Source organism: Thermodesulfobacterium hydrogeniphilum (assembly GCF_000746255.1).
Taxonomy (GTDB): domain Bacteria; phylum Desulfobacterota; class Thermodesulfobacteria; order Thermodesulfobacteriales; family Thermodesulfobacteriaceae; genus Thermodesulfobacterium; species Thermodesulfobacterium hydrogeniphilum.
This window is the reverse complement of sequence record NZ_JQKW01000006.1, coordinates 225,824-239,758: the sequence shown is the minus strand read 5'-3', so window position 1 is coordinate 239,758 and position 13,935 is coordinate 225,824. Positions and strand designations below refer to the sequence as shown.

12 protein-coding genes and 1 pseudogene are annotated in these 13,935 nt (G+C 29.5%); 1 reads left to right on the top strand and 12 read right to left on the bottom strand.

From position 1 onward, the window contains the following. Window positions 1–2 precede the first annotated feature (2 nt). The 12 genes from CC87_RS01705 to mraZ are packed head-to-tail and all read right to left on the bottom strand — an operon-like array spanning window position 3 to window position 12,151. Window positions 3–725, bottom strand: coding sequence for a cell division protein FtsQ/DivIB (locus CC87_RS01705; protein WP_038055427.1), 723 nt, complete (start codon window positions 723–725; stop codon window positions 3–5). Further along, a complete protein-coding gene (gene murB / locus CC87_RS01700; protein WP_038055424.1) occupies window positions 722–1,633 on the bottom strand; it encodes a UDP-N-acetylmuramate dehydrogenase in 912 nt (303 codons plus the stop codon). The genes CC87_RS01705 and murB overlap by 4 nt, the downstream gene beginning before the upstream one ends. Continuing rightward, window positions 1,623–3,032 (bottom strand): UDP-N-acetylmuramate--L-alanine ligase, encoded by a 1,410-nt coding sequence (gene murC / locus CC87_RS01695; protein WP_038055421.1) that lies wholly within the window; start codon window positions 3,030–3,032, stop codon window positions 1,623–1,625. Before murC ends, murB begins: the two co-directional genes overlap by 11 nt. Beyond that, entirely contained in the window at window positions 3,025–4,107 is a 1,083-nt protein-coding gene (gene murG, locus CC87_RS01690; protein ID WP_038055418.1) for an undecaprenyldiphospho-muramoylpentapeptide beta-N-acetylglucosaminyltransferase, read from the bottom strand. The genes murC and murG overlap by 8 nt, the downstream gene beginning before the upstream one ends. Beyond that, a complete protein-coding gene (murD, locus tag CC87_RS01685; protein ID WP_038055416.1) occupies window positions 4,104–5,492 on the bottom strand; it encodes a UDP-N-acetylmuramoyl-L-alanine--D-glutamate ligase in 1,389 nt (462 codons plus the stop codon). Before murD ends, murG begins: the two co-directional genes overlap by 4 nt. 6 nt (window positions 5,493–5,498) lie before the next feature. Continuing rightward, a complete protein-coding gene (mraY, locus tag CC87_RS01680; RefSeq protein ID WP_038055413.1) occupies window positions 5,499–6,578 on the bottom strand; it encodes a phospho-N-acetylmuramoyl-pentapeptide-transferase in 1,080 nt (359 codons plus the stop codon). Continuing rightward, the gene (locus CC87_RS01675) at window positions 6,578–7,984 is read right to left on the bottom strand and encodes a UDP-N-acetylmuramoyl-tripeptide--D-alanyl-D-alanine ligase (RefSeq protein ID WP_038055411.1); all 1,407 of its coding nucleotides are present in this window, start codon (window positions 7,982–7,984) and stop codon (window positions 6,578–6,580) included. The genes mraY and CC87_RS01675 overlap by 1 nt, the downstream gene beginning before the upstream one ends. Window positions 7,985–7,989: 5 nt before the next feature. After that, complete coding sequence (locus tag CC87_RS01670) at window positions 7,990–9,477, bottom strand: UDP-N-acetylmuramoyl-L-alanyl-D-glutamate--2,6-diaminopimelate ligase (protein ID WP_051920417.1); 1,488 nt, start codon at window positions 9,475–9,477, stop codon at window positions 7,990–7,992. Further along, window positions 9,474–10,496: a penicillin-binding protein 2 gene (locus CC87_RS01665; protein ID WP_156955556.1), complete on the bottom strand. Its 1,023-nt coding sequence runs from the start codon at window positions 10,494–10,496 to the stop codon at window positions 9,474–9,476. Before CC87_RS01665 ends, CC87_RS01670 begins: the two co-directional genes overlap by 4 nt. Further along, on the bottom strand, window positions 10,493–10,843 hold the full coding sequence (locus tag CC87_RS01660) for a hypothetical protein (protein WP_038055406.1): 351 nt from the start codon (window positions 10,841–10,843) through the stop codon (window positions 10,493–10,495). The genes CC87_RS01665 and CC87_RS01660 overlap by 4 nt, the downstream gene beginning before the upstream one ends. Continuing rightward, window positions 10,840–11,649 carry a 16S rRNA (cytosine(1402)-N(4))-methyltransferase RsmH gene (gene rsmH, locus CC87_RS01655; protein ID WP_245605478.1) on the bottom strand — a complete coding sequence of 270 codons (810 nt, stop codon included), beginning with the start codon at window positions 11,647–11,649 and terminating at the stop codon, window positions 10,840–10,842. Before rsmH ends, CC87_RS01660 begins: the two co-directional genes overlap by 4 nt. 37 nt (window positions 11,650–11,686) lie before the next feature. After that, complete coding sequence (gene mraZ, locus CC87_RS01650; RefSeq protein ID WP_038055399.1) at window positions 11,687–12,151, bottom strand: division/cell wall cluster transcriptional repressor MraZ; 465 nt, start codon at window positions 12,149–12,151, stop codon at window positions 11,687–11,689. A gap of 227 nt (window positions 12,152–12,378) precedes the next feature. On the opposite strand from mraZ, the pseudogene CC87_RS09400 reads away from it, so the two are divergent. Beyond that, window positions 12,379–13,928 (top strand): annotated as a pseudogene (locus tag CC87_RS09400) (ATP-binding protein). The last annotated feature ends 7 nt before the right edge of the window (window positions 13,929–13,935 follow it).

Below are 13,935 nucleotides of genomic sequence, written 5' to 3'. Positions count from 1 at the left end.
ATTCAACTCCTAAACTTTATTAAAGCCTCTCCCAAAGGATAATCTAATCTTATTAATTCTATCTTTTCTATCAATTTTTTTTCGTATAAATAAGCCATAATTCGGTCTAAATTTCTATAATAATAAATCCAATCCTTTTCAGAAATTAAAGGTAAATAAATTGTCAAATGATTTTTAGTAATCAAAATCAATTTATCTTCAGCTAATATAATTTTAGCTAAATTTTCATATACAGGCAAATAATTTTTATTATTCTTTAACCAAACCAAAAAATTAAATAACTTCTTTTCAAAAGTTTTATTCTTTATTTCAACTACAGGATAAAAGAAATAATCTTCAGGTAAGATGCCACTTAAAATAACTCCATTTTTATCTATTAAATAACCTCTGTTATTTTTAACCAGGATAGCTAAAGGTTCTCTTTCTTCAATTTTAATTTCCAAAGTTCCTGGCAAGCGTCTAACTATAGTTACATCTTCTATATTATTATTAGTAAGTATTCTTTTTTTAAGCTTATTCATGGAAATCCTAAATAGCTTTTCTCCTCCTTTTAGTCCTGTTAATTTTATTATTTCATTTTTATCAACTCTTTTTGTATTAAAAACTTTTATTTCTTTAAGAATAAACAGGTTTGTAAAATATAAAATATAAATTATACCTACTATTATACTTAAAGTAAACAAAATTCCCCAAAATATTTTATTTTTAATAAATTTTCTAATCATAAACTGCATCCCAAAAATTTAACTTCAGGTTCCAATTTTATATTAAACTTTTCAAAAACCTTATCTTGGGCTAATTTTATTAATTTCAAAACCTCCTTAGCTTTAGCTTTTCCTAAATTAACAATAAAATTGGCATGTTTTTCAGAAATTTCAGCATCTCCTATTCTATAACCTTTTAATCCACACGCATCTATTAATCGCCCTGCATAATCATTAGGTGGATTTTTAAAAACTGAACCAAAGGTTTTTTTAGAAAATGGCTGATTCTTTTTTCTTTTTTGAATATATTCTTTTACTTTTTCTTTTATCCTCTCTTTTTTCATTTTTTTTAGTTTTAATTCAACTTCTAAAATTACACCTTCTTCTTTAAAGACTCTATAATCCCATAAATTTTCTTCGGATTTTAAAATAAATAATTTATTATTTTTATAAATTTCTATAGTTCTAACAAAAGAAGATATAGTGTTACCAAAGGCTCCTGCATTCATTTTGATGGTTCCACCTATAGTTGCTGGAATTCCTGCTAAAAATTCTATCCCTGAAAAACCTTCCTTTAAACATAAGGATATTAATGCATTTACAAGTGTTCCTGCTTTTATTTTCAAAATCACTTCTTTCTCTTTTTCTTTCACTATTTCCATTCCTTTAAACTCTTTTAAAGTTAAGACCACTCCATCAAACCCTTCATCAGCAACTAAAAGATTACTTCCTCCTCCTAATATAAAACTATGTATATTTTCCTTTTCTAAATATTCTAAAATTTCTAATATTTCTTCCTTAGTTTTAGGAAAAATCATTAAGCTACAGGGACCACCTATTTTAATAGTAGTATATGGAGCTAAAACCTCTTCTTTTTTATAAAAAATTCCCATTTCCTTTAATCTCTTTTCTAAGTCATTAAGCCACATTTTCTAAATTTTTTTCTTGTTGCAAAAGTTTACTATGTATTTTATAAATATTACCTGCTCCCATAGTTACTATAATTTGTTCTTTGTCTCCTATTTTTTCTAAAAGATCAAAAATACCTTCAAAATCATTTGCAAAAAAAGTGGGTTTGGATCCTCTTAAATTTTTTACACTTTCAAAAAAAGTATAACCTGAAACCCCAGGAATAGGTTTTTCACTGGCAGGATAAATTTCTGTCAACACTAATATTTCTGGGTCTTTTAAAACCAATAAAAATTCATCCCATAAAGCTTTTACCCTACTATATCTATGAGGCTGAAAAATTAAAAATAATTTTTTATCTCTATAAACCTTTCTTAAAGCCTCAAGAGAAGCTTTAATTTCTGTAGGATGATGGGCATAATCATCTAACAAAATATTACCTCTCCATATTCCTTTGAATTCCAATCTTCTTCTTGCTCCTTTAAATTTTTCTAAAATCTTTAAAACCTGTTTTACAGGTAAATCCAAAATTAAAGACACACCTATAGTAGCTAAAGCATTTAAAATATTGTGCTTTCCCGGAACAGAAAGTTTTAAATTTCCTAAATAATTTTCTTTATAATAAATTTCTACTAAAGGATAACCGGTATCCTCTAAAATTTTTCCTACTAAATGATTTTCTGAAGAAAAACCATAGAGTAAAAAGGGGCCAGAGATTTCCTCTAAAACATCTTTTACTCCTTCATCATCTCCACAAAGCACCACCTTTCCATCAGGAGAACATTTTTTGATAAAATTAATAAATGCCTTTTTAACTGCCTTGAAATCTGCATAAAAATCCAAGTGTTCTTTATCAATATTGGTAATTACCTCAATAAAAGGGTTATAGCAGAGAAAAGACCCATCACTTTCATCTGCCTCTGCTACTAAGTATTCACTTTTTCCTAAGATTGAATGAGTTTTAATATTATTAATAATTCCTCCTACTACTACAGTAGGATTTTTCTTTAAATTTATTAAAACTTCTGCTATCATAGAAGTAGTGGTAGTTTTACCATGAGAACCTGCTACTACAATACTCTTAGGATATAAATTCATCACTTCAGAAAGCATCTGAGCTCTTGGAATAACCCAGATCCCTTTTTCTTTAGCTTTAAGCAATTCTGGATTGTTTTGAGGAATAGCAGAGGAATAAACCACTATATCTACCCCATCCAAGTGCTTTTCAGAATGACCATAATATACTGTTATACCGTTTTTTTCTAACATCTGTGTATATCTACTTTTTGAAATATCACAGCCAGTTATTTCATGTCCTAAAAAATTTAAAATTATAGCTAAACTGCTCATTCCAACTCCGCCAATTCCTATAAAATGAATTTTCTTTTTTTCTTTTTCATTTAAACAATTTTTAAGCATTTTCCACTAACCTCTCAAGTTCATTTATAATAATTTTTTCAGAATCCTTTATAAAAAAACTTTTCATGGCTTGAGCCATCATTTTTAGTTTTTCTGGAAAACTCAATAAACTTTTCAGTTCTCTCAAAACTCTTTCAGGAGTTGCTTCACTTTGTTTAATCAAAATTGCTCCTCCTTTTTCTGCTACACTTCTTGCATTTTTTTCCTGATGATTATTAGTAGCATAAGGAAAGGGTATAAAAATAGCAGGAAGACCTATTGCAAAAAGTTCTGCCAATGTTGTAGCCCCTGCTCTTCCTAAAACAAGATCTGCTTGAGAATAAGCCCAGCTCATATCCTTTATAAAAGGACAGACTTTTAATCTTTCTTTTTGTTCTTTTCTTAATTTTTTTTCATACATTTCTTTTATTCTTTCATAATCATCTAAGCCTGTTTGATGAATTACAAAAAGATCCTGGAAATCTTTTAAAAGCTCAGGTATAATTTTTAAGGAAATTTCATTTATAAATTTTGCTCCCAAACTACCTCCCAAGATTAAAAGCCCTTTGCCAGGATGTTCTCTTTGTTTTTTTTGTAAAAGCTCTCTTCTTACTGGATTTCCTGAGAAAACCACTTTTTCCTTAGGGAAGTGAATTTCACTTCCTTTTATACTTACAAAAACTCTATCTACTAATTTACTTAAAACTTTATTAGCAAGACCTGGTTCTATGTTCTGTTCATGAAGACCTGTAACTTTACCTTGGCATTTTCCTGCTAAAACTACAGGAAAAGAAATATATCCTCCTGTAGCAAAAATGACCTGTGGATTAAGTTTTTTTATCAATTTATAAGCCTTTAAAACTGCTTTTCCCATCTTTAAAAAAGCTCTACCTTTATTAAAAACTGATCTACCTAAGAAACCCTCTACATCTAATTCATATACTTTAAAAGGGCTATCTTTTAAAATAACCTTTTCTACTTTCCTTATACCTGAAATAAAATATACTTCTCTTCCCATACGCATTAATTCCTGTGCTACCGCGATACCTGGAAACAAATGTCCTCCTGTCCCTCCTGCCACTATAAGCCACCTCAATGATAAACCTCTTTAGAAGTATCTTTTAAAAATAAAGGTGCATATTTAAATACCAATTCTCTAAAAACCTCTCCTCTTTCTTCATAGTTCTTAAATTGATCAAAGCTTGAACAAGCAGGAGAAAAAAGTATAGTGTCCCCTGGCTCTGCCAATTTAAGTGCCAAAGTTACAGCCTGTAGCAAAGTTTCTGTAATAAAAGTGTCTGTAATCAAACCGAGTTCTTCTCCTATAATATAACGAGATTCTCCCATCAAAATTAATTTTTTAACTTTTTCTTTGATATAAGAAATTAAAGATGCATAAGAAGCACCTTTGTGTCTACCTCCCATAATTAAAATAAGAGGAGCCTGCAACCCCTTTAAAGCCTGTAAAGTAGCATCTACATTGGTAGCCTTTGAATCATTTATAAAATAAACCCCTCCAAAGCATCCTATATACTCTAACCTATGAGGAAATCCTGTAAATTCCTTTACAAGTCTCTTTATACTTTCCTGAGTTGCTCCCATTAATCTTGCTCCAAGACTTGCAATCATAAAGTTTAATTTATTATGTCTGCCTAATAGCTTAAATCCTGTAAAAGAGTATTCTTCTTCCTCTTCTAATTTAAGTATAAATCCTCTTTCATCCCTTAAAAATGCTGAAGCTTCAGCATTTTCTTTTTCATCAAAAAACTTTTTTTGCCCTTTAATAAGATATCCAAATTTTTCCAGCCATTTTTCTCCAAAAGGAAGGATGCTAAAATCTTTAAATTTTTGATTTTTAAATACACAGTATTTATAATAAGCATATTCCTCTTCTGAGACATACCTTTCCAAATGATCAGGAGTAATATTTATAATTATCCCTGTTTTAGGTGCAAAAGTTTTTATGGTTTCCAGTTGAAAGCTTGATACTTCAAGCACTACTTTATCCACTTTAATTTCAGAAATAACAAGCTCTGAAAGAGGAATACCATAGTTTCCGCCAGTAAAAACTCTATATCCTGAAAATTTTAAAAGATCAGAAACCATAGCAGTAGTAGTGGTCTTTCCATTAGTTCCTGTAATAGCTATGGTTTCATCTTTGCAAGATAAAAATTGCCAGGCAAGTTCAAGTTCACCAATAACAGGAATATCCTTTTTTAAAGCTATTTCATAAACTTCTTTTGGAACTCCAGGACTTACTACTATTAAATCTGCAGATAAAAGTGTTTTAGGTTTATGAGTTTCTGTTTCAAAATAAACCCCTTGAGATTCAAAACTTTTCAAAAGATTTTCATTTAAACTTTCTCTACTTTTACTTTCAGAAACAATAACCTCAGCTCCCTGTTTTAAAAGCAATCTGGTAGCTGCTTGACCGCTTTTCCCAAAGCCAATTACTACTACCTTTTTCTCTTTTAGTTCCATAATTTTTTACCTGATTTTAAGTGTGCTTAAAGCAAGTAATCCACAAATAATAGAAATAATCCAAAATCTAACTACTACCTTATTTTCAGGCCATCCTTTTAATTCAAAATGATGGTGAATAGGAGCCATTTTAAAAAGTCTTTTTCCATGTGTTAATTTAAAATAACCTACCTGTAGTATAACAGAAAGAGCTTCCATAACAAAAATACCCCCTGCAATTACCAAAAGAAATTCCTGTTTTGTCATAATAGAAATAGCACCAAGACTTGCTCCTAATCCTAAGGATCCTACATCTCCCATAAAAACTTCTGCTGGATGACAGTTATACCACAAAAAACCCAAACCTGCTCCCATTAATATAGCACAAAAAATAGCAAGTTCTCCTGCATAAGGTATAAAAGGCAAATATAAATAATTAGCAAATTTAATGTTCCCCACTACATAAGCTAAAATACTATATACTCCTGCCACCACCATGAAAGGAACTATTGCAAGACCATCAAGTCCATCAGTTAAATTCATAGCATTGGAACTTCCCACAATTACAAGCATACTAAAAATTAAATAAAATATACCTATATTAATTATAGCTTTTTTAAAAAAAGGAAACATTAATTCTGTAGAAAAATTTAAAGTTTTAAACAGAAGAAAATATAAAACAGTTACTATCAAAACCTGAAGTAAAAGCTTTTCCCTGGCTCTTAACCCTAAATTTTTTTTTCTTTTTATTTTTAGAAAATCATCTAAAAACCCTATAAACCCGAAGCTTAAAAGAATAAAAAGAGCCAACCATACAAAAGGATTGGTAAGTTTACACCACAATAAAACAGAAACAGTTATTCCTAATATAACTATAAAACCTCCCATAGTAGGTGTTCCGGTTTTAATTTTATGATGAGAAGGACCTTCTTCTCTAACAATTTGTCCAAATTGTTTTTTTCTCATAAACCTTATAAAAGGTGGCATCAAAAAATAAATCAAGAAAAAAGAAGTTATAGCTCCACAAATCATTCTGAAAGTTATATATTTAAACACATTAAAAATAATAGAAATATCACTTAAAGAATAAAATAAATAATAAAACATTAATCAAGCTCCTTAAAAAGTTTTTCTACTATCCTTTCCATTTTTAAGGCTCTTGATCCTTTTACAAAAATTATTCCACTCTCTGGGCAAAATTCCTTTATTTCATAAATATTTAAGTTTTCTAACAATTCTTCAGTATTTTTAAAGGTCTTAAAAGGCTTAGAAGAGATGGAAAAGGCTTCTCCATAAACCTCTGCCATATCTCCTACAAAATAACATAAATCTGCTATTTCTCCTGCTAATTTTCCTATTTCTCTGTGATATTTCTCTGCCTCTTTGCCAAGTTCTTTCATATCTCCCAAAATGCAAATTCTTTTCTTACCAGAAAAATCTTTTAAATATTCAAAAGCAGCCTTCATAGAACCAGGATTGGCATTGTAGGTATCATCTACAATTAAAAAATTTCCTTTTTTATAAAATCTGGTTCTTTGAAAGAGGTTTATACTTTTACCAAGCTCTGAAATAATTTTTTCCAAATCTAAATCCAAACTTACTACTACAGAAAGAGCTGCTAACAGGTTCTGTAAATTGTGTTTTCCAATATAAGGAATTTTTAAATTGAATTTTTTGTTACAATAGACCACTTCTCCTTTTAACTCATTTTCAACAATTTTAAAATTCTCTGCATAAAGATCAGCACCTTTATTTAATCCAAAAGAAATTTTTTTCTGAGGAAAATTTTTGATTTTTTCTCTTAAAATATCTTGATCGTAATTATATATTAAAATCCCATTTGGATCGGTATTTTTAAATAAATTTATTTTTTCTTCTAAAACCCCTTCCATAGTACCAAGACTCTCTAAATGAGAAGGGTATATACAGGTAATTACAGAAATTTGAGGGGAAACTATTTGAGAAAGCCTTTCTATTTCTCCGGGAGCATTTGTGCCAAGTTCTAAAATTCCTATGTCTGTTCCTTCTTTTATGGATAAAATAGATAAAGGAACACCTATCAAATTGTTATAATTTGCTTCGTTTTTAGCACATTTCCAGAATTTTGAGAGAATTTCATAGGTTAATTCTTTGGTAGTGGTTTTTCCACAGGATCCTGTAATAGCAACCATGGAGCAATTCAGTTTTTTTCTCCAAAAATGTGCAAGATCTCCTAAAGCTTTTAAAGTATCTTTTACAAAAACTACAGATATAGTTTTGGGAAGCTCTTCTATTCTAAATTTAGAAGGAAAACGAGATATTACTAAGCCTTTAGCTCCTTTATCAATAGCCTCTTTCCAAAAATCATGTCCATCATAATTAGTCCCTTTTAAAGCCCAAAAAAGATAACCTGGTTTTATAGTTCTGGTATCTGTAGAAATACCTCTGAAAGTGATTCCCATATCTCCATTAATGAGAATTCCAGAAGTTGCTTTTACTATATCTTCTGTAGAAAACTTATTTTCTATGTTCATTTAATTTAACCTCCTATTTCTCGGATAATTTTTAAAACCTCTTCTTGATCAGAAAAGGAATATCTTTTTCCCTTTATTTCCTGATAGGTCTCATGTCCTTTCCCAGCAACTACAAGCACATCTCCTTTTTTTAAACTTTTTATAGCTTCTTTCAAAGCCTCTTTTCTATCAGGAATGACTTTATAAGGTTTGCTTCCATTTATCCCTTTTTTAATATCTTCTATAATTTCAAGAGGATCTTCAAATCTTGGATTATCAGAAGTTAAAATGATTTCATCTGCTAATACACTTGCCACTTGTCCCATAAGAGGCCTTTTACCTTTATCTCTATTTCCTCCACATCCAAAAACTACTATGAGTCTGTTATCTTTTAAAGATTTTAAGCTTTTAAGAACCTCCTCCAAAGCTGAAGGAGTATGGGCATAATCTACAAAAATTTTGGCTCCTTTATATTCTGTTACCAACTCAAGTCTTCCTAAGGGGTTTTTCAAATCTTTTAAATAAGAAATAATTTGATCTTCTTTATAACTCAAGGTTAATAAAATACCACACAGGGTTGCTATATTTTTAGCTTGATAATCGCCATACAATTGAGTAGAAATTTTATATTCTTTATCCCCAAACTTTACTAATAAGAACAAACCGTTTTTTTTATCCAGTATTTCCGCTTTTATTTTCTCATTATTTACCAAAATAAGTCTATCCTTTAAAATTGGCTTTAATTCTTTAGTTAGTCTTTTACCATATTCTGTTTCCTGAGAAACAACAGCTTTGCCAGAAGGTTTAAGATAACAGGTAAAAAGCTTCTTTTTAGCTTGATAATAACTTTCCATGGTTTGATGATAATCCAAATGATCTCTTGAAAGATTGGTAAAAGCTGCTATATCAAAAGTCAAGCCCAGAATTCTATCCTGATGCAAAGCATGAGAAGAAACTTCTATTACACAGGCTTTAAAATTTTTATCTACCATTTCTTTCAAAAGCGAGACTATTTTTAAAATTGAAGGAGTGGTCTCCAGAGCAGGAATAACACGATCAGTTTCGTAAAATATAGTTCCTATATACCCTGTTTTTAATCCTGCTTTATTCAAAATATTTTTAGTAAAATAACTGACTGAGGTTTTTCCATTGGTGCCTGTTACTCCAATTAAAATTAGCTCTTTTTCTGGATGAGAATAAAAATTTAAAACTATGCGAGAAAGAGCTTTTTTGATATTCTTTACTTGTATAAAAAATACATTTGAAAATTTTTCAACTTCTTTAATAGGACTTTCTTTTAATATAACTACAGCACCTTTATTTATAGCCTCTTCAATAAATTCTTCTCCATTAAATTGAGTGCCTTTTCTGGCAACAAATATATATCCGGATTCTACTTCTTTAGAATTTTCTGTAATTCCTTTTATTTCTAAATTATAAAAATAATCTCTATGCTTTTTTGGAAAAAAGTCTATTATTTCTAAATCTTTAATAAGCTTTTTTAAGGGTTTCATAAGATTTTATAAGCTAAATTATCAAATTTTTTATTTAAAACTTCATACTCTTTTAACTCGTCTAAACTGGTTTCATTATTTACTTTCAAAACCAAAATCAACATCTTATCATTTTTTAAATATACACTAATAAATCCTTTGTTAAAAAAATAGATCTGTTTTTTTCTTTCAAAGGAGTCCAATTTTGGTTTGCATATATCTTTTTCTTTAATATAAACTAATTTTGGAGTTATAGAACCATCGCAAACTTTATCCATATACAACTTGGCTAAATACCAAAGATTTATGTATCTATTGTGATTAATTTCTATTATATTCCCCTTGGTAAGGGGCCATTCAAAATCAGTCAAATTTTTTTCAGATATTCTGAAAATAGAAGAAGAATAAAAATGATTAAAAAGTTTATCTTCTCCTTTTTCTATATAAGCTAATAACTCTCCTGTTTTCAGATCAAACAAACCTATTCCTAAATCATAATCTCTAAACTTTTCAGCCCATTTATAAAGTTTTTTTTCTATTTTATAATCCAAAGAAAGAATAACAGGCTTTCCCTTTTGTAAGGTTTTATCAAAAATTTTTTCCAAACCACAAACACCATATCCATTAAAAGTTTCTCCTATTAAAAAGGTTAAACTGGAATCCAAAATTTTTCTTTTGAAATTTTTTTCTATGATAACATTTTTTTCTTTTTTAAGTTCTTCCACTTCATCTAAACTAAGATTATCTGAAAGTAATATAAGACCCCTTTTAGGAAGATTTAAAGTAGAATTTAAATATTTTTTTAAAACAGGAGAATAGTTGAATAATAGATCATCTTTTATAAGATAATAGGCTTTATAATTTTCTAAGGTTATAGCTAAAGGTTCCATATTTCTATCTAAAATATAGCCTCTTTTTATTTCCAGATTATTAATATTTCCTCTAACTTTTTTTATAGATAGATTAAATATCCCAGTTAATAAAATAACTAAAACAGTAACAAATATTAAAACTCTGGAAGTATTATTTTTATTCATCATTCTAACCTCAGATAATCCCGATTTTGAGGCGGCCTAAGTCCTAATTTTTTAGCCTTTTCTAAAACTATATCTCGTGAGGTCAGATATTGGTATTTTTTTACCAATTTTTGATTTTCCTGAGTTAATTTATAAACTTCTTTTTTCAATTTAAAAAGTATATAGCTTTTATAAGCTATACCTGCTGTAAAAATAACAGTCAAAATAGCAAAGAATAACAGAGCTACATTTAAAAAGAATTCCTTAAGTAGCTCTTTAAAAGAAACTTTTTCTTTTTTTTTCTTGGATTTTGATTTTATATTATTATACTCCAGATCAGGTTTGTAATGCAAAGCTTTATTTACTATCATATTCTTTCCCCCACTCTCATTTTAGCACTTCTTGCTCTTGGGTTTCTTTTTATTTCTTCCTGGGAAGGAATAATGGGTTTTTTGGTAAGAACTTTTATTCTGGGATCTCCTTTAAAAGCAAACTTCACCAATCTATCTTCTAAGGAATGAAAAGATATTATAGCTATTCTTCCTGAAGGTTTTAATATATCTGGAAGTTCTTTTAAAGCCACTTCCAAATTTTTAAGCTCTTGATTAACTTCAATTCTTAAACTTTGGAAAATAATTGCTAATAAGTCTTTTTTAGAGGTTTTATAGAATTCTTTTACCGCTTTTACAAGATCCTGAGTAGTTTCAAAAGGTTCTCTTTTTCTTTTTTCACAAATAAATTTGGCAAACTTTTCTGCTCTTGGCACTTCTCCTTTTAAAAATACTTGCTTAAGCTCTTCAAAAGTATAGGAATTTAAAATTTTCTTTGCTGTAAGATCTATAGTATAACTCATTCTCATATCTAAGAGCTCATCTTTTTGAAAAGAAAATCCTCTTCCAGATCCTTCTAACAAAAAAGAAGAAATACCAAGGTCTAAAAGAATAGCATCTGCTAAAACTCCCTGTTTTTTTAATTCTTCTTTTATATAAATAAAACTCTTATTGAAAAGTTTTATCCTGGAACCATATTTACTCAAACGTTCTTTTGCCAGTTTAAAAGAGTCTTCATTCCATTCAAATCCATACAGAATACCTGTAGGAGAAGAGGCTTCTAAAATAGCTTCACTATGTCCTCCTAATCCTACAGTTCCATCTACATAAATTTTGTCTTTTTCCACTTTTAACCACTCCAGAACTTCTTTTAATAAAACTGGCTCATGATGGTAAATTTTTAACCCCTGTTAAATAAGGATTTATAATTTGCATAATTTGATTGAAATTGCTTTTAGTTTCTCTGAATCTTTCTTCTAAATCCTTAGGATTCCATATTTCAAAGTGATTTAACATTCCTAAAAGGATAACCTCTTTTTCCAGTTTTATTTCTTCTCTAAGAGACTGAGGAAGAAGTATTCTTCCCTGTCTATCTGGCTGACACTCTTCTGCAGAGCCTAAGAAATATCTAACATATTGCCTTACTTCAGGAACATCCCAAGGAAGACTTAATAATTTTTCTTCAATTTTTTGCCACTCTTCTATAGGATAAGCTACTAAACAATCAGGATAATTAGTAATTACCAGATTTTCACTTCCATATTTAACTCTAAGAACTTCCCTGAATTTAGAAGGGAGACTAAACCTTCCTTTATTATCTATATTGTGTTTAAATTTTCCTCTAAACATTTTTTTCCACTTTTTACCACTTTATACCACTTAAGCTTATTAAAAAATTAAGAAAAAGTCAAGAGGAAATTTAAAGAATTAGAATCTTTTTTGATAAAATTTTTCTAAAAATCTGAATTATTTTTAAAATTTTTTTAACATATTAAATGGGAAATTTTTCAAATTATCATTTTGTAGGGCTGGATTTTATAAATAAAAATTTGTATTTATAATATATATTTCATTTTATGAAAAAACTTCCTATAGGAATTCAAAGTTTTGAAGTTATAAGAACTGAAAGGTATTATTATGTAGATAAAAGTCCTTTTGTGGAAAAACTTGCAAATGAGGGTAAATACTTTTTTCTCTCTCGTCCAAGAAGATTTGGAAAATCTCTTTTTCTGGACACCCTAAGACAGGCATTTCTTGGTCGCAAAGAGCTTTTTACTGGACTTTATTTAGAAAACCACTGGGACTGGTCTAAGAAGTATCCTGTTATTTACATAAGTTTTGGAGCTGGAGTTGTAAAATCAAAAGAAGAACTTATTGAAACTATTTTTTTTATCCTAAGACGCTTTACTGAGGACTATGAAGTTGAACTTGCTGAAAAACTATATAACAAACGTTTTGAAAAACGTTTTGAAGAACTTATTCTAAAACTCTACCGCAAATACAACCAAAAAGTAGTAGTTCTCATAGATGAATACGATAAACCCATCCTTGACAACATTGAAAATCCTGAAATTGCCATAGAAATGCGGGAATGCCTCAAAAACTTCTATTCTGTTCTCAAAGATGCAGACCCTTACCTTAAGTTTGTCTTCATTACAGGAGTTTCTAAGTTCAGCAAGGTTTCGCTTTTTAGTGGCTTGAACAATTTGCAAGATATTACTTTAAATCCTGAATATGGCACTATCTGTGGATATACCCAAAATGAATTTGAAATAATCTTCGCTGAAAGACTAAAAGATATAAATCTTGAAGAAGTTAAAAAATGGTATAATGGCTATTTTTGGCTTAAAGAACCTGTTTATAATCCTTTTGATATCCTTCTTTTTCTCGCAGAAAAAGACTTCCGCTCCTTCTGGTTTGAGACCGGAACGCCTACTTTTCTTATAAAGCTTCTTTATGAAAAAAATTTTACCTTCCCCGTCTTGAAGAATTTGAAGCAGGGGAAAATTTGGTGGCTTCTTTTGATGTGGATTATATAGAACCAGAGTCTCTTTTATTCCAAACTGGATATTTGACAATTAAAGAAAAGCGTAGGCGTGGCCCAAGAATAATGTATAAGCTTGGCTATCCCAATCTTGAAGTAAAAATGAGTTTCAATGATGCTTTACTTAACTGGTATACAAAAGTTCCTGCTGAAAAAGAAAGAATACTTGATCGTGTGTATATAGTATTAGAGGAAGGAAAGATAGAGGATTTAATACAAATCTTTAAAAGTTTTTTTGCCTCTGTTCCCTATGACTGGTATAAAAAAAGCGAAATACAGAACTATGATGGGTATTATGCGAGTGTGTTTTATGCATATTTTACTGCATTAGGAGTGGATGTGAGGGTTGAGGATGCAACAAGTTTTGGCCGTCTTGACATGTCAGTAAAATTTGAGGATAGGTGTTATTTATTTGAGTTTAAGGTGGTTGAGCTTGAACCTGAAGGAAAGGCAATAGAGCAGCTTAAAGCAAAAAGGTATCATGAGAAGTATCAAAATTCTTGTCGTGAAATTTATCTCATAGGGGTTGAGTTTAGTCGGAAGGAAAGAAACATAGTAGGATTTTCTTGGGAGCAGGTGTAGCTTTTTA